The 21073-nt window shown below is 75.0% G+C and carries 15 protein-coding genes, 3 pseudogenes and 1 riboswitch; of the genes and pseudogenes, 12 read left to right on the top strand and 6 right to left on the bottom strand.

The window, feature by feature from the left end:
- The first annotated feature begins 332 nt into the window (after positions 1–332).
- Positions 333–896: a helix-turn-helix transcriptional regulator gene (locus AAC944_RS12040; protein ID WP_368397154.1), complete on the top strand. Its 564-nt coding sequence runs from the start codon at positions 333–335 to the stop codon at positions 894–896.
- A 63-nt stretch (positions 897–959) separates the two neighbouring features.
- Here the strand turns inward: AAC944_RS12040 and AAC944_RS12045 are convergent, their stop codons facing one another.
- From AAC944_RS12045 to AAC944_RS12065, 4 genes and pseudogenes are all read right to left on the bottom strand, one after another.
- Positions 960–3143 (bottom strand): ABC transporter ATP-binding protein, encoded by a 2184-nt coding sequence (locus AAC944_RS12045; RefSeq protein WP_438272793.1) that lies wholly within the window; start codon positions 3141–3143, stop codon positions 960–962.
- Between the two features lie 62 nt (positions 3144–3205).
- Positions 3206–5734, bottom strand: coding sequence for an ABC transporter transmembrane domain-containing protein (locus AAC944_RS12050; RefSeq protein WP_368397155.1), 2529 nt, complete (start codon positions 5732–5734; stop codon positions 3206–3208).
- 316 nt (positions 5735–6050) lie between these two features.
- Entirely contained in the window at positions 6051–8684 is a 2634-nt protein-coding gene (gene lanKC / locus AAC944_RS12055) for a class III lanthionine synthetase LanKC (RefSeq protein ID WP_030618048.1), read from the bottom strand.
- Positions 8685–9007: 323 nt separating this feature from the next.
- Positions 9008–9310 (bottom strand): annotated as a pseudogene (locus tag AAC944_RS12065) (aldehyde dehydrogenase family protein); the annotation flags it as partial.
- Here AAC944_RS12065 and AAC944_RS12070 point away from each other — a divergent pair.
- From AAC944_RS12070 to AAC944_RS12100, 7 genes and pseudogenes are all read left to right on the top strand, one after another.
- Positions 9311–9430 (top strand): annotated as a pseudogene (locus tag AAC944_RS12070) (MBL fold metallo-hydrolase); the annotation flags it as partial.
- Positions 9431–9534: 104 nt separating this feature from the next.
- A riboswitch (cobalamin riboswitch) is annotated at positions 9535–9674 on the top strand.
- A gap of 177 nt (positions 9675–9851) precedes the next feature.
- A complete protein-coding gene (locus AAC944_RS12075; RefSeq protein ID WP_051871964.1) occupies positions 9852–11111 on the top strand; it encodes an SCO2321 family membrane protein in 1260 nt (419 codons plus the stop codon).
- A complete protein-coding gene (locus tag AAC944_RS12080) occupies positions 11108–11812 on the top strand; it encodes an SCO2322 family protein (RefSeq protein WP_030618058.1) in 705 nt (234 codons plus the stop codon). Before AAC944_RS12075 ends, AAC944_RS12080 begins: the two co-directional genes overlap by 4 nt.
- Positions 11809–12972 (top strand): energy-coupling factor transporter transmembrane component T, encoded by a 1164-nt coding sequence (locus AAC944_RS12085; RefSeq protein ID WP_051871994.1) that lies wholly within the window; start codon positions 11809–11811, stop codon positions 12970–12972. The genes AAC944_RS12080 and AAC944_RS12085 overlap by 4 nt, the downstream gene beginning before the upstream one ends.
- On the top strand, positions 12969–14615 hold the full coding sequence (locus tag AAC944_RS12090) for an ABC transporter ATP-binding protein (protein WP_030618062.1): 1647 nt from the start codon (positions 12969–12971) through the stop codon (positions 14613–14615). The genes AAC944_RS12085 and AAC944_RS12090 overlap by 4 nt, the downstream gene beginning before the upstream one ends.
- Positions 14616–14700: 85 nt before the next feature.
- Positions 14701–15561: an ECF transporter S component gene (locus tag AAC944_RS12095; RefSeq protein ID WP_051871965.1), complete on the top strand. Its 861-nt coding sequence runs from the start codon at positions 14701–14703 to the stop codon at positions 15559–15561.
- Between the two features lie 339 nt (positions 15562–15900).
- Positions 15901–16335: a lytic transglycosylase domain-containing protein gene (locus AAC944_RS12100; RefSeq protein ID WP_030618068.1), complete on the top strand. Its 435-nt coding sequence runs from the start codon at positions 15901–15903 to the stop codon at positions 16333–16335.
- A gap of 165 nt (positions 16336–16500) precedes the next feature.
- Here the strand turns inward: AAC944_RS12100 and AAC944_RS12105 are convergent, their stop codons facing one another.
- A complete protein-coding gene (locus AAC944_RS12105) occupies positions 16501–17025 on the bottom strand; it encodes a DinB family protein (RefSeq protein ID WP_030618072.1) in 525 nt (174 codons plus the stop codon).
- 124 nt (positions 17026–17149) lie between these two features.
- Positions 17150–18319 carry a steroid 3-ketoacyl-CoA thiolase gene (locus AAC944_RS12110; RefSeq protein ID WP_030618075.1) on the bottom strand — a complete coding sequence of 390 codons (1170 nt, stop codon included), beginning with the start codon at positions 18317–18319 and terminating at the stop codon, positions 17150–17152.
- Between the two features lie 160 nt (positions 18320–18479).
- Between AAC944_RS12110 and AAC944_RS12115 the strand changes: the two are divergent.
- From AAC944_RS12115 to AAC944_RS12130, 4 genes and pseudogenes are all read left to right on the top strand, one after another.
- A pseudogene (locus tag AAC944_RS12115) lies at positions 18480–18614 on the top strand (steroid C27-monooxygenase); the annotation flags it as partial.
- A gap of 300 nt (positions 18615–18914) precedes the next feature.
- Positions 18915–19535 carry a DUF6230 family protein gene (locus AAC944_RS12120; protein WP_030618078.1) on the top strand — a complete coding sequence of 207 codons (621 nt, stop codon included), beginning with the start codon at positions 18915–18917 and terminating at the stop codon, positions 19533–19535.
- Complete coding sequence (locus AAC944_RS12125) at positions 19526–20044, top strand: DUF6114 domain-containing protein (protein ID WP_368397156.1); 519 nt, start codon at positions 19526–19528, stop codon at positions 20042–20044. Before AAC944_RS12120 ends, AAC944_RS12125 begins: the two co-directional genes overlap by 10 nt.
- A gap of 146 nt (positions 20045–20190) precedes the next feature.
- The gene (locus AAC944_RS12130; protein ID WP_030618081.1) at positions 20191–20871 is read left to right on the top strand and encodes a hypothetical protein; all 681 of its coding nucleotides are present in this window, start codon (positions 20191–20193) and stop codon (positions 20869–20871) included.
- The last annotated feature ends 202 nt before the right edge of the window (positions 20872–21073 follow it).

The following is a 21073-nucleotide window of genomic DNA, read 5'->3' on the forward strand; positions in this document are numbered from 1 at the left end:
AAAACGACATAGAGGTGGCGGTGTCCACGCCGGACGGCGCGGCGAGCCGGGTGCGCGCGTTGCAGCCGGACGTCTGTGTGGTCGATGTGGACTCCGCCGTGCCGATCGGACTGAATGCGTTGCGAAAGCTATCGGACAGCGGGGTGGCGCCTGCGGCACATGCCGAAGGTACTTCTCCGAGAGAGGACCCCGGCTGGGGTGACGGTGCGTATCGGAATCACGACACGTACCGGAGCGCCCGAGGGGCGAGAACGGCGGCCGGGACACACGGCGCCGCGGTGAACGGCAGAGGGGGGAACGGCAGGACGCCCCCGGCGGGCGGCACGCAGACCGTGACGGACACGCACGGGACCCACGCCGCCCCGGCACGCGCCGCGGGCCGCATCGCGCACATCCCGCAGCAGACCACCAGATGCCGGGAGCACCCGGCGCACGGCGGGGCGGAGACCGCGCCGTGCGGGGCGGAGTGCACGCCCGGTGGCGGCCGGGAGGGCGCGGCCGCGCCGCGCCGGGGCCCCGCGCTGCTGGTACTGGGCTCGGCCGGCCGGCCGGGGCCGCTGCGCCGGGCCTTCGAGGCCGACGCGCTCGGCTTCGTCGACAAGGAGGGCTCGCCCCGGCAGCTGGCCGCCGGCATCCGGCAGGTCGCGGCGGGCAAGCGCTTCATCGACGGCTCGCTCGGCTTCGGCTTCCTCCAGGCCGCCGAAATGCCGCTGACGCAGCGGGAGCTGAGCGTGCTCTCGCTCGCCGCCGAGGGCGCCTCGGTCGCCGAGATCGCCGGCATGCTGCACCTGTCCAACGGGACGGTGCGCAACTACATGTCGGCGATCACCCGCAAGACCGGCGCCCGCAACAGGGTCGACGCCATCCGCATCTCCCAGGGGGAAGGCTGGCTGTGACCCGTACTCCCGTGGACGGGCCGGGCCGCACCCCGCTCAGGGGGCGGCCCGGCCCCGGCCCGGTCAGCGGGTGAGCGCCGGGGACGCCGGTTCCGTCCACTCCCCCACCAGGTCGCGGTAGAGCGCGGAGCGCCGCAGCAGATCGCGGTGGCGCCCGCACAGCGCGTACGTACCGTCCATCACCAGGACGCGGTCGGCGCGGAGCGCCGAACTGATGCGGTGCGCGACGACGATCAGCGAGCCGCCGGACCGGGCCGCGAAGGCCCGCTCGGCGCGGGCTTCCGCCGCGGCGTCCAGGTGGCAGCCGGCCTCGTCGAGGATGGCGAGCGGCGCCGGCGCGAGATGCGCGCGGGCCAGGGCGATCAGCTGGCGCTCGCCGGCCGAGAGCGTGCCGGGCGTGACCCGCGCGCCGAACCCGCCCAGCCGCTGCACCAGTCCGGCGGCGCCCACGGCCACGGCCGAGGCCCGCAGGGCGGCGTCCGGCACCGCCTCGGGGCGCGGGCAGAGGTACAGCATGTTCTCGCGGAGCGTCCCGGAGAACACATAGGCCTGCTGCGGTACGAGCACGCGCCTGGACCCCGCGCCGTTCGCGCCCAGCCGGATCTCTCCCCGGTCGGGGACGAGCACCCCCGCGAGCAGCGCCGCGAGGGTCGACTTGCCGATGCCGCTCGGCCCGACGACGGCCAGGTGTCCGCCGACCGGCAGGGTCAGCTCCAGCCCCTGCACCACGGGCGTCGCGTGCTCGCCGTACGCGAAGGACACCCCCCGCGCCTCCAGGGCCAGGCCGCTGCCGGCCGGCGGCGTCGCCCAGGCGGGCAGCGGCTCGGGCGCGCCGTCGGCACCGTCCCCGGAGTACCCGGCCGCCGCCTGCGCGGGCCGTCCGTCCTGCGCACGGGCCAGCACCGGAAGCCCGCCGGAGAGCGTCAGCCGCTTGGGCGGCAGCGCGTGCCGCGGGCGCTTGGCGTGCCGCCCGCCGCCGGCCCGGCCGCCGGGGGGAACGGGAACGAGAGCAGGCCGGGGCCGGTCGGCCGGCGGGGCCGGGACGCCCGGTGCCGGGGGCAGCGCGGGCAGGGCGGGCACGGGCGGCAGCGCGAGCCTGTCCGGAGCGCCGGCACGGGCGGGGAGCGCGGGGCCCGCGCTGACGGGGAGGCCGGGTCCCGCCGGGCCGGGCGGGCGCGGGGCCGGCACCGCACCGGCCGCTTCCACCGCCTCGGTGACCTCCGAGGGGCCCGCCGGAGCGGCGCGGCCGGTGCCCGGCGCGTACCGCCCGGTCCCGGTCAGCCGGCGCAGGACGACGGCCAGCCGGGTGCCGGACGTGCCCAGCCCGTGCAGCAGGGCGTGCAGCGCGGGCAGCAGCGCCTGCGTGAGGTAGGCCAGCGCGCCGACCAGTGCGCCCGGCGTCACCCCCTGGTCCAGCAGCCAGGGCACGGAGACCAGCAGCAGGACCACCGGCAGCCGCCCGCCCACGCCGAGCGCCAGGTTCCGGCAGACGCCCCAGCGGGCGAGGGTGCGGGACGCGCGCCACTCGGCGTCGAAGCGCTCCCCCAGCTCGCGCACCACGCGTTCCTCCGCGCCGCCCGCCGTCACGTCGCGCAGGCCGCCGACCGCCACGCCCACCCCTCGGGCGATGGCCTCGTCGGCCACCAGGTACGTCTCCTGGCCGCGCGCCGTCGGACGCAGCGTCACGGCGAGGAGCACCAGGCCGAGCACGAGCGGCGGCAGGACGACGAGCAGCAGCACCGGGGCGAGCGTCGCGAGGCCGATCAGGGCGCCGGCGGCGGTGAAGACGAAGCCCCGGGACACCATCACCAGCGCGCCGAAGGTGTCGCGCGCGATCTCCACCTGGTGCGCGGCGCGGGAGACCGCACCGTGGTCGGCCTGCCGCAGCGCGCGGGTGACGACCCGTCGGAGCAGCTCGTCGCGGAGCGGTTCGACCAGGTCGGCGACGGAACGGTAGACCCGGCCCGTACCGTACGAGCCGACCGCGACGGCCAGCGCGGCGGCGGCCAGCCAGCCCAGGCCGACGGTGAGCCGGCCGGCGAGGAAGCCGTCGTCGATCGCCCGGGCCGGCGCGAAGCCGATCAGGAACGTCTGGGCGGCCTCGGCGACGGACCACGCGGCCAGCCGCGCCACGACGGCCCGCCGCCGCCCCAGGAACTGCCGGGCCCCGTCCCGCAGCCGTATCCCGCCGTCCGTTCTTGCTCCGCTGCCGTGCACGCCGCTCCCGCTTCCGTTCCCGTCGGCCACCGTCGTCCGTTCCCCTCCCGCTGCGGGCCGCTCCCCCTGAACGGCCCGCGTGCCGTCCGGCCTCACCGGTCACCCCGCCGGTCCGCCGGGCGCCGGTCACCGAGGGCCACGACGCGCGCCGCGGTCACCTCCGGGCGCGGGGCCTGCGGCGCCGCGGCCTCCGTGCCGGACCGGGCCTGCGGTGCCGCGGCCTCCTCCGTCCCGGGCCTGGCCTCCGGTGCCCGGCCGGGCACCGCCCCGGGGGCCGGCGGCTCGCCCTGTGCGAGCAGGTCCGCCAGCGCCTGGCGGCGGCGCTGCGTGACGGGCATCCCTTCCGGCACCGGTATCCCCTCCGGTACCGGTCCCGCACCCGCCAGCGGCCTGCGCCGGGGGGCCGGCGCGCTCCCGCCCGCGGCCTGCCGGCCGTGGGCCCAGCTCGGGACGCTCGTGCCGCCGGGCGCCGACTGCGGCCACTGCGCCTCCACAGGCGTCAGCCCCTCCAGCCGCGCGCCGCCGAGCCGCGGTTCGGGTGCCTCCGCCGCGCCGCGGGCGCCACGGCCGGGGGCCCCGGCGCCCGGACGGCCGCCGCCGGGGAGGCCACCGTCCGGGGCCCCGCTGCCCGAGGTGCCCGGGGCAGCGGCGCCCGCCCCCTCCCCCGCCGGCCGGCGGCAGCGCCCCCCGTGGCCGATCGCCCGCCGGGGCCGCGGGCCGCCCGCGCCGGCCGCCGACTTCCCCGCCGTCGGCCCGCTCGCGCCCGGTTGCCTCGGCTGCCGCTTCCGCACCGGCAGCCTGGCCGTCGTCCGGTCCTCCTCGGCCGACACCGGCACCGTCCAGCTCTCCTGCCGGGCCTCCCCCGCGGGCGGCGCGGTCTCCTCCGGTCCGAACAGGGCCCGGTAGCCCGGGTCCGCCCAGAGCGTGGCGTGCGGCGCCAGGGCCCGGATGCAGCCCGCGTCGAGCCAGGCGACCAGGTCGGCGCGGGCCGCGGTGGCGGCACGGTGCGCGATGATCAGGCGCGTCCCGGCACGTACGTCACGCAGCAGCGCGCGGCCGACCCGGAGTTCGGTGACCGTGTCGAGGCTGGACGTCGCGTCGTCGAGGATCAGCAGCCGCTCGGCGTGCGCGAACGCGCGGGCCAGCCCCAGCCGCTGGATCTCCCCGCCGGACAGCGGCACGTCGGCGCAGGGCGTGGCGTACCCCTCGGGCAGCCGCCGGATGAAGGAGGCGGCACCCGCCGCGTGGGCCGCCGCCTCCACGTCGCCGGGGCCCGGCTCGTACACGCCGTACGCCACGGTGTCGTGGACCGTGTCGCCCAGCAGCGCGGGCCGTGCGAAGGCGTAGCCGACGGAGCGCCGCAGCGCGTAGTGGCTGAGGTGGCGCAACGGCTCGCCGTCCAGCAGGACTTCACCGGCGTCCGGTTCGGCGAGCCGTCCGGCGACGGCGGCGAGCAGGGACTTGCCGGTGCCGGAGCGGCCGACGACGGCCATCGTGCAGCCGCCGGGCACGCGCAGGTTGAGGCCGTCCAGGACGGTGTGGCCGGCCTTCCGTACGGTGATGTCGCGCAGTTCGAGCGCCCCCGTGCACGCCCCGGCACCCGCTTCCGCGCCCGCGGCCGTGCCCGCCTCCGCCGGCGGGTGCGTCCCCGCGGCCTCCTGGTCGCCGTACTCGATGGCGGGCAGGTCCTGGAGTTCGGTGAGTCTGCGGGCCGCGGCGCGGCTGTGCACCAGGCCGTTGAGGTGGCCGACGACCGTGCCGACGCCCGCCGCGAGCACGGCGTACCGGGCGGCGGCGAGCAGGTCGCCGATGCTGAGCGCGCCGTTCAGCAGCCGCAGTCCGCCGACGGCGAGCACGGCGATCTGCACCAGCGGGATCAGCGCGGCGGCCTGGGCGGTGGTCCGGCCCTGCACCCGCCACATGCGGTGGCCCTGGCGGGAGAGGGCCGGCAGGGGCTTGAGGATGCGCGCGGCCTCGCGTTCGTGGCTGCCGGCGGCGGCGATGGTGCGGGCGCCGCCGACCGCTTCCAGCAGCCGTGCCGCGATGTCGCCCTGGATCCGCTGGTACTGCGCCACGCAGTCCCCCGTCTCGCGGACGAAGGCGCGCATCAGCAGCGCCAGCAGGGGCAGTCCGACGACGAAGGCGGCCGCGGTCCACGGGTCGAGCAGGGCCAGCGCCACCAGCGCGCCGACGGGGGTGAGGGCCGTGGCGGCGGTGGCGGCGAGCGCGGTGGGCGCGGTGCCGGCCGTGGCGGCGTTGCCCACGATGCGCGACACCAGGTCGCCGGTCTCGTGGCGGTCGGTGGCGGTGGGCCCGGCGGCCAGCACGCCGCGCAGCGCCCGGCGGCGCAGCCAGACGGTGGCGCGGGCGTCCGTGGTGCCGGTGAGCAGCCCGTCGAGCGTGCCGAGGAGGACGAGCAGTGCGGTGAGTCCGGCGCAGGCGAACAGCCAGGGCTGGGCGGGGCGGCCGTCGAGCAGCAGGTCGAGGGTGTGGCCGAGGACGGCCGGGAGGGCGAGACCGACCGCGGCGCCGCCGGTGGTGAGCAGCAGGACTGCCGAGGCCCGGGGGGCGCTGTGGCGCAGCGCGCCGAGCAGCAGCCGGTCGGCGGGTTTGGCGGTCACGGTTCTTCCTCCCGGACGAGCGGTTGAGCTGAGCTGAGCTGATGAGCTGTACCTGACAGGGCGGTACGCAGGCGTAGGGGTGGAGCGGGGAAATGGTGTGCGTGCGGCTCCTGGGAGCCGCACGCACACCGGTCCGTACCGGATCGGCCTCGCCGGAGCAGACCGGGCGACAGGGGCGGTGGCCGCGCCGTACCGGACCGGACCTCACGGTCCGGTGCGGGAACGACCGCCTCCCCTGCCGTCGCCGGCCTGTTATCACCTCACGGTCCCTGGCCGACAGGTTCCGGGACGAACCCGTTCAGGGGCGGTGCGCCGGTCAGAGGCGCAACGCGTTCGGTTCGGGCAGCGGCGGGAGGAAGGGCAGCTGTACGGGCTCCTCGTGCAGCGCCGAACCCAGGGCGAGGAGACAGCCGGCCGTCCCGGTGGACAGGTCCATCGAGAGCCGCATCAACTGGTCCCCGGGGAAAGCCAGTTCTCCTCGGTACGGCATGGTGTACCAGCTCAGGTCGGCGATCTGCGCGGCGAGCGCGGCCTCGACCTCGGGGTCGGGCGTCGTGGTACGGGCCAGGTGCAGCACCATGCCGGCGCGGCCCCTGAAGAGGCCCGGCTGCGCGTAGAAGCGGGCCTGCGCGGCCGGCAGCATCGCCATGCGCGCCTCCTCGAACTCCGCGTCGGCGCGGTGCGTGAGGTAGTCGTCCAGGACCATCGCGATGCCCACCGAACCGGCACCGAGGTACGGCATCGTGCGCCAGCCCTCGTCGACCAGCAGCGTGCCGCGTTCGTTGCGGACGCACCGGGCGAGGTCGCTGCGCAGTGCCTGCGCGGCGAGGTCCAGCAGCCCGGGGTCCCCGGTGCCTTCGTACAGCCGCAGGAAGAGCAGCGCGGGGCCGCTCGCGCCGCGCAGCAGCCCGGCCCGGTTCGCGCAGCTCTCCAGCCGGTCGGCGGCGTGTCCGGCCGCCTCCAGCGCACGGTCGCGCAGTTCGCGTGCGCCGCGTTCGCGCGCCAGGTGGTCCAGGGTGAGACCGATGCCGGCCAGCCCGCCGTACAGGTCGGGCGCGAGCCGGTACCACTTCTCGGCGAGCACCCGCTCGATCAGCTCGTCGGCCCGTTCGCGGTGGCCGAGCCGGTCCAGGACGTAGGCGACGCCGGCGAGTCCGTCGTAGCACCCGAGGGGGGTGCCGAGGGGAGGCGGAGCGGTCTGCCGCAATAACCACTCCTCACCCTCCTCGAACCCCTCGGCACCCGTCTCGGAGAGCGCGTACAGGACACCGGCCGCCCCGTGGGCGATGCCGAGTCCGCCGCCGTCGGCGAACTGGGCGACGTCGCCGGGGAACAGGCGGTCCGTGCGCTCGGGTGTGGCCGAGGCGAGGATGCCCCGGACCATGGACTCGCGGCTGCGCGGCCAGTCGGCCGGATCGCAGACGTACGGTTCGCGGGTGTCGACCGCGACGAGATGGCGGGCCTGCGCGGGGCGCCGGATCCGGGCCTTGACGGGCTGGGGCGCGCAGATCGTCCGCACGGCTTCCTCCAGGAACCCGGGCGGTACGCCGGGGAACTCGCGGGCGATGGTCTCGGCCAGGTCCGTGGCCTTGTCGCGCTCGATCGCCAGCAGCGTCGTCATCGGCAGGAACAGCGCGAGGCGCAGGCAGGCCAGCGCGTACCGGTCGATGTCGTAGCCGGTGCGGTCGCGCGGGGCGACGAAGCAGGGGTGGGCGAGGGACTGCCGGGGCCGGTCGGCGGCGTCCGTGGCGGCCTCGAAGTCCAGCAGGGTGACGCTCTGTTCGTCGGGCGCGACCATGACGTTGAACATGTGCAGGTCGTTGAGGACCAGGCCACGGCGGTGCACCGCGGTGACGGCCTGCTCGACGGCCGCGTGCATGCCCACCGCCCACTCGGTGTAGGAGGTCAGCTCCTCCGGGTCGGGGTCGGCGGTCAGCAGCGGGTGGCGCTCGGCCATGCAAGCGTTCAGCGGCTTGCCCGGGATGTTGTCCACGACCAGGAAGCGGTGCTCGCCGACGGTGAACCAGTCGCGCACCTCCGGGGCCACGTCGAGGCCCGACAGCCGCTGCAGCGCCGCGCGTTCGCGCTCCAGCCGGGTGACCGCGTCGGCGCCGTCGGCGGCAAGCCCGGCGTGCGGCCTGGCCTCCTTCAGGACCACCCGCTCCCCGGTCGTCCGGTCCCGGCCGACGTAGACGCCGCCCCCGTTGGAGAAGTGCAGCGCCGATTCGACGGCGTACGGCAGGTCGGCGACGGTGGTAGCGTTGCGCGCCTCCAGGTGCGGGGCCAGGAAGTCCGGCAGCCGCACCCACTCGGGCGGCCGGAAGGCGGGCTCGTGGCGGTCGGGGACCAGCCGGCCCTCGGCGTTCTCGATGGCGGGCACCAGCGCCCCGGTGCCGTCGACGCAGTACCGCCGCGCGAACCCGCCGTACCGCACGTACAGCGGGCCGTCGTGCCACCGCAGGTCGCTGAGGATGGAGGGGCCCGGCTCGCCGTCCAGCAATGAGCCCAGCTCCTCCAGAATGCGATGGCATTCCGCCTCGTCCAGCGGGTAAATGGTGGCAAATTTGCCGCTCGACGCCCGGTCCGCGTATTTGGAATTCCGCAGCCGCAGCGGTCGCGGACCCGGCACGAATTTGAACGGTACGGCCCGGGAGACGCAGTAGTCCCACACCTTGGAGGCAATCTTCTCCGCATTGTCCGGGCAGGCCGACACATGTACCTTCCACCCCTGGGCCGGCCTGCCCGGACGCGGGTTCCCCTCGCTGTCCACGGGATTCACGTGGAGCCAGTCCCCGGAGAGGAAACAACGCCACCCTTCGGGGACCGCGCGCTGCGCCGCTTCGTACACCGCACTGTCGTCAGCTGCGGCACCTTCCCCGACGGACAAACGGTCCGGGGTTTCATAGAAATACCTGTCAGCCAGGCAGTACACCTCGTACCGCTTGTCCATCGTCTCCCCCCTCGGCGGCGTGGAGAAGAGATTTCCACGTGCAAGGGGGAGTGGACAGTCACAGACGTCATGAGGTCACCGTGAGGAACGCATGAGTAACTCTAAGTACGAACCAGCTGGTCGCACGCACGTTCGCCTGGCGTTACTCCTCCGGCGGGAAGAGTGCTTCCCCGGAGACGGCCTCCGTAATCAGGATCGCCTCGACCGGACAGCTTTCGGCCGCCACCAGCACCGCCTCCCCGGCGTCCACCTCGCCCTTCACCGGGTGGGACTGCCACGCGGAATCCAGCCGGAACCCCTCCGGCGCCGTGCTCGCGCACAACCCCCGCCGGGAGGTGGATCATCTTGTGGTCCAGGTACGCGCCGTACCCTTCGGGGCCGGGCTCCCGCCCGATGCCACTGTTCTTGCAGCCGCCGAACGGCCCGAGCGTGTCCAGGCCGAAGGTGTTCACGGAGTACGTGCCGGTCCGCACCCGGCGCGCCACCTCGATGCCGCGCTCGACGTCCGCCGTCCACACCGGCCCCGACAGCCCGTGGTCGGAGTCGTCGGCGATCCGTACCGCCTCCGCCTCGTCCTCGTACGGCAGCAGACAGATCACCGGCCCGAAGATCTCCTCGCGGGCGGCCCCTACGGCTCGCGCACCATCGCCCTCTCCGAGGCCGAGACCCATCTGCGGCGGCTGGTGAAGCGGGGGCCGGCCGAGCCGGTGCCGGGCACGGACCCGGTGGCGTACCGGGCGGTGTGAGGCGGACGCCGTCCGAGCCGTGTGGAGCGGGCTCCTTCCGGACGCCTGGCGTACGGGCCGCCGTACCCGTCCCGTACGTGCCGCGGACCGGCCGCTACCCGCCGGTTAAAGTGTTGCGACAAGTTCATTCGTGCCCGACCGGGGGAAGCCGGTGGAAAACCGGCGCTGACCCGCAGCCGTGAGCCCTGGCGCGCAGCAGCGCGCCGGAGTGAGCCGGAACACCCGGCGGGGCACACCCAAGGCTCCCGCGTACCGTACGGCCGCCCTCCCTCGGCCACCCGGCGCGCGGCACCGTCGAGGTATACGGAGCTGAGCCCGGTGCCACCGCGCCCGCGCACGCCGCGGACGTGGTGCGGCGGAGCGCGGCTGCGTGACCTCCCACCTCGCGCACCCCGCGAACCGACCGAGAGGCACCGACCCCATGGCCATCACGGCCCGCTCCCTCGCCGCCCCGGCGCGCCGCTGCGCCGCGGCCCTGGCCGCCGCCGTGCTGTGCGCGGCCGCTGCCCCCGCCGCGTTCGCCGACACCCCGGCGCCCAGCGCTTCCCCGAAGCTCCCGAAGGGCCTGTACGGCAGCACGGACCCGAAGTACGACGGCGTCTGGCGCCAGTCGCTGGCGCTGCTGGCCCAGGACACCGCGGGCGTGCGCCCGGCGGACCGGGCCGTGGACTGGCTCGCGGGGCAGCAGTGCGCCGACGGCGCGTTCACCGCGTACCGCGCCGACGAGAAGCAGGACTGCGACGCGAAGACGATGCGGGACACCAACCAGACGGCCGCCGCCGTCCAGGCGCTGGCCGCGGTCGGCGGGCACGCCGACACGGTACGCAAGGGCGTCTCCTGGCTGAAGTCCGCGCAGAACGACGACGGCGGCTGGGGCTCGGCGGCCGGCGCCCCGAGCGACGCCAACTCCACCTCGATCGTGATCGGCGCGCTGACCGCCACCGGCACGAAGGCCTCGGCGCTGCCCGAGAAGGACGGCACGTCGCCGTACGACGCGCTGCTCACCTTCCGGCTCGGCTGCGACGTGAAGGAGGCGGACCGCGGCGCGTTCGCGTTCCAGCCCAAGGACGGGAAGCTCACCGCCAACGCGGACGCGACGGCGGCCGCGGTGACCGGGGCCGTGGGGAAGGGCTTCGTCGTCGAGCCGGGCGGGCACGCCGCGAAGAAGACCTCCTGCGAGGAGGCGGCCGAGGACGCCCAGGGCGCCGCGAACTCAGGCGCCGACCACCTCGTCTCCGTCATGGACGCGCACGGCCACCACCTGATGTCCGCCATGCCCGGCGCCGAGGACCAGCCGGACGTCGGCACCACCGCCGACGCCGTGGTCGCACTGGCGGCCGCCGGCCGGCCGGACGACGCGAAGCAGCCGCTGGAGTGGCTCCGCGGGCACTCCGCCGCCTGGGCGAAGCAGAGCGGCCCCGCCGCGTACGCGCAGCTGATCCTCGCCGCGCACGCCACCGGCGCCGACCCGCGCGACTTCGGCGGCACGGACCTCGTGGCCAAGCTGAACGCGACCGGACCGAAGCCCGCCTCCGACGGGTCCGCTTCGCAGGCGGACGAGAAGGACGCCGAGCAGGACGGCGGCGGCATCTCGGTGTGGTGGGTCGTGCTCGTCGGCCTGGCGGCGGGCGCGGGCATCGGCTTCCTGCTGAGCGGCCGCAGGAAGCAGAACCAGCTGTGAGGAACGCCGTACGGTTCGCGCGCGGCGCCGGCGCCCTGGTCCTGGCCGGTACGGCCACGGGCCTGGCCGCCGCGCCCGCGCACGCCGAGGAGTACCGCTACTGGTCCTTCTGGACGGCGGACGCCACGGCACACGGGAAGAGCGGCTGGTCGTACGCCACCGAAGGGCCCTCCACAGCGCGCCCCGAGGACGGCTCCACGGCCGGCTTCCGCTTCACGGTCAGCGCCGATTCCGCGCGCGCCGCGGCCCCGCGTCCGGCGGTCGACTTCGACGCGGTCTGCGGCGGGACGAAGGCCGCCGAGGGCCGCAAGCGGGTCGCGGTCGTCGTCGACTTCGGGACGAAGGCGGACGCCCCGAAGGGCGGGACGCCGCCCGCGGCCCGGACGGAGTGCGCGCGGGTGCCCGAGGACGCCAGCGCCGGAGAGGCCCTCGCCGCGGTCGCCGCACCGCTGCGGTACGACTCCGGTGCGCTGCTGTGCGCGATCGCCGGCTACCCGGAGAAGGGCTGCGCCGAGCAGGCCGGCGGGCCGGCGGAGGAGTCCGCCGACGCGGCCTCGCCCGGCGACGGCGCGACCGGCGACGGCGCGACCGACGGGGACACCGGTGCCGGCGGGCCGTCCACCGGCCTGATCGGCGGCATCGCCGCGGTCGCCGCCCTCGGCGCCGCCGCGGTGTGGCAGGCCCGGCGCCGGCGCCGATGACCGCCCCCGACCGGCTGCGTGCACCCCTCGCCGCCCGGGGGCGCGCGCTGCACGCCGGGGCGTGGTGGCTGTGGGCGCTGGGCCTGGCGACGGCCGCGTCCCGCACCACCAACCCGCTCCTCCTCGGGCTGCTCATCGGCGTCGCCGGGTACGTCGTCGCGGCCCGCCGCACCGACGCGCCCTGGGCCCGTTCCTACGGCGCCTTCGTCAAGCTCGGCCTGGTCGTGCTCGCCATCCGGCTGGCCTTCGCCTTCGTGCTCGGCTCGCCCGTGCCCGGTACGCACGTCCTGGTCACGCTCCCCGAACTGCCGCTGCCCGACTGGGCCCGGGGCGTCCGGATCGGCGGCCGGGTCACCGCCGAAGGCATGGTCTTCGCGCTGTACGACGGGCTGAAGCTGGCCACGCTGCTGATCTACGTGGGCGCCGCCAACGCGCTCGCCAACCCGGCCCGGCTGCTCAAGTCCCTGCCCGGCGCGCTCTACGAAGCGGGCGTCGCCGTCGTCGTCGCGATGACCTTCGCCCCGAACCTGGTCGCCGACGTCCAGCGGCTGCGCGCCGCACGCCGGCTGCGCGGCCGCCCCGACCGCGGCCTCAAGGCACTGCTCCAGGTCGGACTGCCGGTACTGGAAGGCGCACTGGAGCGCTCGGTGGCGCTCGCGGCGGCCATGGACGCCCGCGGATACGGCCGTACCGCACAGGTGCCGCGCGCCGTCCGGCACACCACCACCGCACTCACCCTCGGCGGCCTCCTCGGCATCTGCGCCGGTACGTACGGGCTGCTCGCGGCCCAGGGCGCCGGTTACGGACTGCCGGTGCTGGCCGCCGGGCTCGCCGCCGCGCTCGCCGGGCTGTGGCTCGGCGGCCGGCGCTCGGTCCGCACCCGCTACCGGCCCGACCGCTGGGGACCGCGCGCCTGGCTGGTCGCGGGCTCCGGCGTGGCGGTGGCCGCGCTGATGATCTGGGCGAGCGGGTACGCGTCCACGGCCCTGCACCCGCCGGCCGTACCGCTGACCGCACCGGCGCTCCCCCTCTGGCCGGCCCTGTCGGTCCTGGTGGGCCTGGTACCGGCGTTCGTCGCCCCGGTACCGGCGAACCCGCCGACGAAGCCCGCGAAGCAGCGCCCTCAGCACCCGAAGGACCCGAAGGAGACGACGACGTGATCCGGTTCGAGCAGGTGTCGGTGACCTACGCGGACGCCGGTACGCCCGCCGTCCAGGGGATCGACCTGACCGTCCCCGAGGGCGAACTCTGCCTCCTCGTCGGCCCCTCCGGCGTCGGCAAGTCGACCGTCCTGAACGCCGTCTCCGGCCTCGTACCGCACTTCACCGGCGGCACCCTGCACGGCCGGGTCACCGTCGACGGCCGCGACACCCGCACCCACCGGCCACGTGAACTGGCCGACGTGGTGGGCACGGTGGGCCAGGACCCGCTCTCCCACTTCGTCACCGACACCGTCGAGGACGAGCTGGCGTACGGCATGGAGTCGCTCGGCCTCGCCCCCGACGTGATGCGCCGCCGCGTCGAGGAGACCCTCGACCTCCTCGGCCTCGCCGCCCTCCGCGACCGCGCCATCACCACCCTCTCCGGCGGCCAGCAGCAGCGCGTCGCCATCGGTTCCGTCCTCACCACCCATCCGAAGGTGCTGGTGCTGGACGAGCCGACCTCGGCCCTGGACCCGGCCGCCGCCGAAGAGGTACTGGCCGTGCTCCAGCGGCTGGTCCACGACCTCGGCACGACGGTCCTGCTGGCCGAACACCGGCTGGAACGCGTCGTCCAGTACGCGGACCAGGTCATCCTGCTGCCGGCGCCCGGCGCCGCACCCGTCATCGGCGACCCCGCCGAGATCATGGCGGTCTCCCCGGTTCACCCGCCGGTCGTCGCCCTCGGCCGGGCGGCGGGCTGGTCACCGCTGCCGCTGACCGTGCGGGACGCCCGCCGCAAGGCCGGCGCGCTGCGCGAGCGGCTGGCCGGGCGGTCCCCGGCGTCCCCGGGCGCGGCCGCCGGAGCGCCGCCCTCGGCCGGAGCCGCCGCCGCGCCGGTCGCCGAGGCCGCCGGGCTGTCCGTACGCCGCGGCCGCATCGACGCACTGCACCGCGTCGGCCTGGCCGTACGCCCCGGCGAGACCGTCGCCCTGATGGGCCGCAACGGCGCGGGCAAGTCCACCCTGCTCAACACGCTGGTCGGCAGGCACGAGCCGGCCGCGGGCTCGGTACGGGTGGGCGACGCCGTGCCGCACCGCACCGGCCCGCGCGAGCTGCTCCGCCGGGTCGGCCTGGTACCGCAGGAACCGCGTGACCTGCTCTACGCGGACACCGTCGCCGCCGAGTGCGCGGCAGCGGACTCCGACGCGGGTGCCGCGCCCGGCAGCTGCCGCGCCCTGGTCACCCGGCTGCTGCCCGACGTACCGGACGGCACCCACCCCCGCGACCTCTCCGAAGGCCAGCGCCTCGCCCTCGCGCTCGCGATCATCCTCACCGCCCGGCCACCACTGCTCCTGCTGGACGAGCCGACCCGCGGCCTGGACTACGCGGCCAAGGCCCGGCTGGTGACCGTGCTGCGCGGGCTCGCCGCCGAGGGCCACGCCATCGTCCTGGCCACCCACGACGTGGAACTGGCGGCGGAGCTCGCCCACCGCGTCGTCATCCTCGCCGACGGCGAGATCGTCGCGGACGGCCCGACCGCCGAGGTCGTGGTCTCCTCCCCGTCCTTCGCGCCGCAGGTCTCCAAGGTCCTCGCCCCGCTGCCCTGGCTCACCGTCCCGCAGGTCACCCACGCGCTGGCCGCAGCGGAGCACACGGCATGAGCGGGGAAGAACCCGGCATGAGCGGCGGGGAGCACGGCATGAGCGGGGAGAGCACGGCATGAGCGGGGGAGAGCAAGAGCACGGCATGAGCGGGGGCCGGGGAACGGCGCAGGCTGCCCGTACGGTGCAGCGGCAGGTACGGGCGATCCGGCTCGGGCCGCGGTCGGTGGCCGCGCTCGTCCTGGTCTCGGCCGTCGGCGTGATGGCCTTCGGCTGGCCGCTGCTGGCGGACTCCGCCTCCGGCCTCGCGCACTCCAAGGACGCGCCCTGGCTGTTCGCCGCGCTGCTGCCGCTGCTGCTCGCGGTGGTCGTGGCGACCATCGCGGACGCCGGCCTGGACGCCAAGGCCATCGCCATGCTCGGCGTGCTCGCCGCGGCCGGCGCGGCACTGCGTCCGCTGGGCGCGGGCACGGCCGGCATCGAGCCGATGTTCTTCCTGATGGTGCTGTCCGGGCGGGTGCTCGGGCCCGGCTTCGGCTTCGTGCTCGGCGCGGTGTCGATGTTCGCCTCCGCCCTGCTGACCGGCGGTGTCGGCCCCTGGATGCCGTTCCAGATGCTGTCGATGGGCTGGGTGGCCATGGGCGCGGGCCTGCTCCCTGGGCCCGACCGGCTGCGCGGCCGCCGCGAGATGCTGCTGCTGGCCGGCTACGGCACGCTCTCCTCCCTCCTCTACGGCCTGATCATGAACCTCCAGGGCTGGCCGTACATCGCGGGCCTGGCCTCCGGCGTCTCCTTCGTCCCCGGCGACCCGCTCCCGGAGAACCTCGCCCGCTTCGTCACGTACTGCCTGGCCACCTCCCTCGGCTGGGACCTCCCCCGCGCCCTGCTCACGGTCGTCCTCACCCTCACCGTCGGCCCCGCTCTCCTCAAGGCCCTCCGCCGCGCCACCCGCCACGCGGCGTTCGACACCCCGGTGACCTTCACGACGACGCGCGACGGGGGTTGAGGCGCCCCGGTTGAGGCGCCCCGGGGGCCTCCCCCCTCCCCCCCACCCCGCCCCGCCCCCGCCTTCTGTGAAGCCCCGCACAGGGACCTTGGTCACATACGAAACCGCATAGCAGGAAGCGGCGCGCGCTCCTGCCCCGGCCGGGCCCCGGTCCGCCGTCCCGGTCCGCCGTCCCGCTACGAAGCCCCTACGTACCGGCCGCGTACCGGCATCGCTTGCCGTCCCCCCGAGCCGCCTCCCACGGTGAAGTGGTCGCCGGGCCCGCAAACCTCACCGCTGCCCGGCGACTCACCTTGCCCCGTGCTCCCGTCGGAAGGTCCTCCCTCCGTGCTGTCCCCCGTGTCCTCGGCCGCCGGCCGTACCGCTTCCCGTCTCGTCACCCGTCAGCGGGCCGCGGGCGCTGCCGCCGCCGGTGCCGTGGCCCTCGGCGCCGCCACGGCCGCCTTCGCCGCCACCCCGGCGCACGCCGCCGAGCGGGCCGGTGCGAGCGAGGCCCAGGCCGCGGCGCACCAGCAGATCCCGGACCAGCGGCAGTACCAGTGCTTCAGCAACATCGTGGAGCGCGAGAGCGGCTGGGACCCGCAGGCCACCAACGCCTCCTCCGGCGCCTACGGCCTCGTGCAGGCCCTGCCCGGCTCGAAGATGGCCACGGCCGGCGCGGACTGGAAGACCAACCCGGAGACCCAGGTCAAGTGGGGCCTGAACTACATGAACGAGCGCTACGGCAGCCCCTGCGGCGCCTGGTCCTTCTGGCAGTCCCACAACTGGTACTGAGCCGACTGGTACTGCGCCGGCTGGTGCTGGGCCAACTGGTATTGCGGCAACTGGTCCGAGGCGACTGGTACGGAGCCGGCACCGGACCGCGGACGGCTCTCCCGCCGCTCCCCGCTTCCCCTTCCCCTTCCCTTTCTCTCTCTCCCCCGACGGCGTGTCCGGGCCCTAGACCCCGGTCGCGCCGTCGATGCGTTCGCGGAGCAGGTCCGCGTGGCCGTTGTGCCGGGCGTACTCGGCTATGACGTGGACCAGGATGCGGCGGAGCGAGACGGGCTGTCCGCTCGCCGCATGGGTGCCGGTGACGTCCAGCGACGGCGCGGCGGCGACGAGCTCGCGGGAGTGCGCGCACTCGGCGCGCCAGAACGCGAACTCCTCCGCCGGGTCCCCTTCCAGCATCTCGAAGTCCTGGTCGGGGTGGTCGTCGGAGTAGTAAGGGAAGTCGTCCCGCTCGCCCGCGAACTGCACGCGGAACCACCAGTGCTCGACGCCGGCGAGGTGACGGATCAGGCCGTGCAGGCTCAGCCCGGACGGCGGGATGCTCTTGTCCGAGAGGCGCTCGGGCGGCACGCCCGCGCACTTCAGCTCGAAGGTCCTGCGGTGCCAGTCGAGGAACGAGGTGAGGATCTCGCGCTCGTCGCCGACCAGCGGCGGGGCGGGACGCTCGGCCGTCCCCGCCCAGACCGGCGGCATGTTGTCGGAAGGGATCTTCGGAGGGGCTGCCGAACCCGCCGGTTCCGTCGGTTCTGTCGTCATGGCAGGAGTGTGGCAGGCGCCACTGACAACGGCCGTCGGTCGTCGTCGTGAAGCCGGGCCGTCACAGGCGCTGGATGATCGTTCCCGTCGCCAGTGCCCCGCCCGCGCACATCGTGATCAGGGCGAATTCCTTGTCGCTGCGCTCCAGTTCGTGCAGGGCCGTGGTGATGAGCCGGGCTCCGGTGGCGCCCACCGGATGGCCGAGGGCGATGGCCCCGCCGTTCACGTTGACCTTTTCCAGGTCCTGCTCGAAGACCTGGGCCCAGGACAGTACTACGGAGGCGAACGCCTCGTTGATCTCGACGACGTCGATGTCCTCGAGGGACATGCCGGCCTTGCCCAGTACGGCCCGGGTCGCGTCCACCGGGCCGTCCAGGTGGAAGTGCGGGTCGGCGCCGACCAGTGCCTGGGCGACGATGCGGGCCCGCGGCTTCAGCCTGAGCGCCCGGGCCATCCGCTTGGACGCCCACATCACCGCGGCGGCCCCGTCGGAGATCTGCGAGGAGTTGCCCGCGGTGTGGACGGCGGTGGGCATGACCGCCTTGAGTCCGCCGAGCGCTTCCATGCTGGTATCGCGCAGCCCCTCGTCGCGGTCGACCAGCCGCCACATGCCCTGGCCGGCCGCCTGCTCCTCCTCGGTGGTGGGCACCTGGACCGCGTAGGTCTCGCGTTTGAAGCGTTCCTCGGCCCATGCCGCGGCCGCTCTCTCCTGGGAGAGCAGGCCCAGCGCGTCGACGTCCTCGCGGGTCAGGCCGCGTTTGCGGGCGATGCGTTCGGCCGCTTCGAACTGGTTGGGCAGGTCGACGTGCCACTCGTCGGGCCAGGGCTTGCCGGGGCCGTGCCTGGAGCCGCTGCCCAGGGGGACGCGGGACATCGCTTCGACGCCGCAGCCGATGCCCACGTCGATGACGCCGGCCGCGATCATGTTGGCGACCATGTGGTTGGCCTGCTGCGAGGAGCCGCACTGGCAGTCGACGGTGGTGGCGGCGGTCTCGTACGGCAGGCCCACGGCCAGCCAGGCGTTGCGGGCCGGGTTCATGGACTGCTCGCCGGCGTGGGTGACCGTACCGCCGACGATCTGCTCGACGCAGTCCGGCTGGATGCCGGTCCTGCCCAGGAGTTCGCGGTACGTCTCGCCCAGCAGGTAGGCGGGGTGGAGGTCGGCGAGCGCGCCCCCGCGCTTGCCGATCGGGGTGCGGACGGCTTCGACGATGACGGGTTCAGCGGCCATGACTCGTCCTCTCCTGGCTGTCCGGGCGGCCCGGCCCCCGGGCAGAACTAGTACGCGTTCTAGTTCCGCGCCCAGTCTCACGAGCCCCACGCACCCGCGCAAGGGTGCGGTGTCGACCGCATCCGCCAGCATTTCCCGCGTGAGCCTTGCCACTTGGCCGGCCGTGCCGGAGAGCGACCTGATCTTCCGGGCCATCGCCGACGCCGTACCGGACATCGCGCTCAGCGGCGCACCCCGGCGGCTGCGCTCGGCATGGCTCAACGGCGTGAAGGAGCTGCGGGTCAGTTACGGGTAACTGCCGTACGTGGCAGGGGCGGTGGCTGCCGGGGCCGGTGGCCACCGCCTTCTTCCTTTTGGCGGAAAACCGTCGGACCCGGAACCTTGTCAACACCTACTGGCGCACTTACATTCAACTCAACTCGCCGGTAACACCGGCGGTAACACCAGGCTCGCGGCCACGACCCGCCGCGCCCGCCACCCCCACGCGCCTCGTTCTCCCCCCACGCATCGATCGCCCATGCGTCGGCCGCTCCCACGTCGGCGTATCTCCGCATCGATCACCCAGGTAACGATCCACGCATCGAAGGGGACAGCAATGAAAGACGCACACGGCAGACCGGTCACGGGACGGGTCAGCGCACGGAAGTTCGCCGTGCTCGCCGTCCCGGCCTTCGCGGGCACGGCCGCCCTGGCCATCGCCCTGGCCAACGGCGCGCTGGCGGCTTCCTTCGCCGTCTCGGGCCAGCAGTTCAAGGTCTCCGCGAGCAGTCTCAAGGGGGACGGCTTCGCGCAGTACGGCGGCGTGGACGCCAACGCACGCGGTGAGCTGCTGCCGGTCGCGGTGACCGCCATCAAGAAGGCGGAGCTGAACGACCTCTGCCAGTCGGTGGTCACCAAGCTGCCGGTACTGGGCAACATCTCGCTCAACCTGACCGCCGGCAAGGGCGGCAAACCGGTCGAGGCCACGAACCTCTACGTCGACGCCACCCAGCTCTCCGGCAACGCGGCGTTCAACAACATCGAGATCGGCCGGGACGCCTCCACGCTGGACAAGGGCCCGGCCGAGGCGCAGGGCATGCAGGACGCGTTCGCGCAGCAGGCCGACGACGTGAACATCACCGACCTGAAGCAGACCGCGTGGGCGACCAACGCGGGCACCTTCAAGCTCTCCGGGCTGAGCATGAAGATCAGCAAGGGCAAGAAGGAATGCTTCTGACCCGGCGCGCGGGCGGCCGCCGGGCGGCGCGGGCCGACGCGACGCGGCCCCGCTCCGCCTGGTGGCGCTGGCGCAAGGCGCGCCCCTTCTGGGGCGGGCTGGCCACGGTCCTGGCGGGCCTGGAGATCTGCGTGATCCCGCTGGCGCCGCTGAAGGTCATGCTCCAGCAGGGCATCGCCGGCATCCCGTCCGTACTGATGGGCCTGGTCATGATCGTGATGGGCCTGACCGCCTGGTTCGCGCCGCACTACCGCGGACTGGCAGGCGTACTGACCGTCCTGATGGCGGCCGCCGCGCTGGTCATGTCCAACCTCGGCGGCTTCTTCATCGGCACGGTGCTCGGCATCGTCGGCGGCGCCCTGATGTTCGCGTGGCAGCCCCGCCCGGCACCGGAACCGGCCGCCGGGGACCCCGCGCGCGCGGCCCCGGCCGCCGACGGCGCCCACCCGGCCACGGCCCCGGCCACGACGGACCCGGCCGCACCGGACCCGGCCACCCCTGCCGGTTAGCGCACGGCGGCCGCCGGCCGCCCTCCCCTGAACGGTGTCCTCGGCCGCCTCGGCCGTGGCCGAGGACGCCCCGCACCACCAGCACTCCGTACCGGTACCGCACGATCACCCGATCACCCGCAACGGCAACCGCAAGGAGACCCCTCATGAGACACCACCTCAGACCCGGCCGCGCCCTCCTCGCCACCGGCACCGGCGTCGCGGCGGCGGGCGCGCTGTGCCTGGCCGTCACCGCACCGGCCACCGCGGCCGCCCCCGCGCAGGGCACCGCCGCCGGCTCCACCACCGTCAGCCCCGCGGGCCACGCCTTCGCCGCGAAGCTCACCGGCAAGGCCACCTTCAAGGCCGGTTCGGTGACCGTGACCTGTTCGGCGTCGAACTCCACCGGCCAGGTCCCGGCGGCGCCCGGCAACCACAACGACGCGGGCCCGGTGGCCAGCACGATCAGCGCACCGACGTACAGCTCCTGCACGACGAGCATGCCGGGCGTCAGCGCCACCGTCACCACCAGCGGCACGTGGGGCGTGTCCATGCAGAACGGCTCGCCCAGCACCGCCGTGATGAGCATTCCCCAGGGCGGCGTCGTCGTGAAGACCAGCGGCCTCGCCAGCTGCACGGTCACGGCAGCGCCCGGCGGCCCGGCCACCGTCAACGGCAGCTGGACCAACGGCGCGCCGTCCACGCTCACCTTCTCCGGCGCGTCGGTCCCGGTGACCGTCACCGGCGGCTTCGGCTGCCCGACGAGCGCGACCGCCTCGACGTTCGGCGCCACGTACGCGGTGTCCGACACGACGGACCCCGCCTCGCAGATCACCGTCACCGGCTGAGCCGGCGCCCCTCCTCACCGACCGTCACGGCGTGACGGTACGCATCCGTCCGAGTAGCGCCGCGGAGCCGCCGGACGGATGCTGGACGGGCGACGATCCGACGGCGCGGTGTTCCCCGGAACGCCGCGCCGTCACGTGGGATGGCTCACATAACGGGCTTCAGTTGCACCGGATCGCAGCGATAAGGATCACAGGAATACTT

Origin of the sequence: Streptomyces sclerotialus (genome assembly GCF_040907265.1) — a bacterium.
Lineage (GTDB): Bacteria > Actinomycetota > Actinomycetes > Streptomycetales > Streptomycetaceae > Streptomyces > Streptomyces sclerotialus.

Coding starts and splice junctions, on each gene's coding strand:
- lanKC (WP_030618048.1), bottom strand. CDS start 8,684: ATGGACAAGCGGTACGAGGTGTACTGCCTGGCTGACAGGTATTTCTAT.
- AAC944_RS12075 (WP_051871964.1), top strand. CDS start 9,852: ATGGCCATCACGGCCCGCTCCCTCGCCGCCCCGGCGCGCCGCTGCGCC.
- AAC944_RS12085 (WP_051871994.1), top strand. CDS start 11,809: ATGACCGCCCCCGACCGGCTGCGTGCACCCCTCGCCGCCCGGGGGCGC.
- AAC944_RS12095 (WP_051871965.1), top strand. CDS start 14,701: ATGAGCGGGGGCCGGGGAACGGCGCAGGCTGCCCGTACGGTGCAGCGG.
- AAC944_RS12105 (WP_030618072.1), bottom strand. CDS start 17,025: ATGCCGCCGGTCTGGGCGGGGACGGCCGAGCGTCCCGCCCCGCCGCTG.
- AAC944_RS12110 (WP_030618075.1), bottom strand. CDS start 18,319: ATGGCCGCTGAACCCGTCATCGTCGAAGCCGTCCGCACCCCGATCGGC.
- AAC944_RS12120 (WP_030618078.1), top strand. CDS start 18,915: ATGAAAGACGCACACGGCAGACCGGTCACGGGACGGGTCAGCGCACGG.
- AAC944_RS12125 (WP_368397156.1), top strand. CDS start 19,526: ATGCTTCTGACCCGGCGCGCGGGCGGCCGCCGGGCGGCGCGGGCCGAC.
- AAC944_RS12130 (WP_030618081.1), top strand. CDS start 20,191: ATGAGACACCACCTCAGACCCGGCCGCGCCCTCCTCGCCACCGGCACC.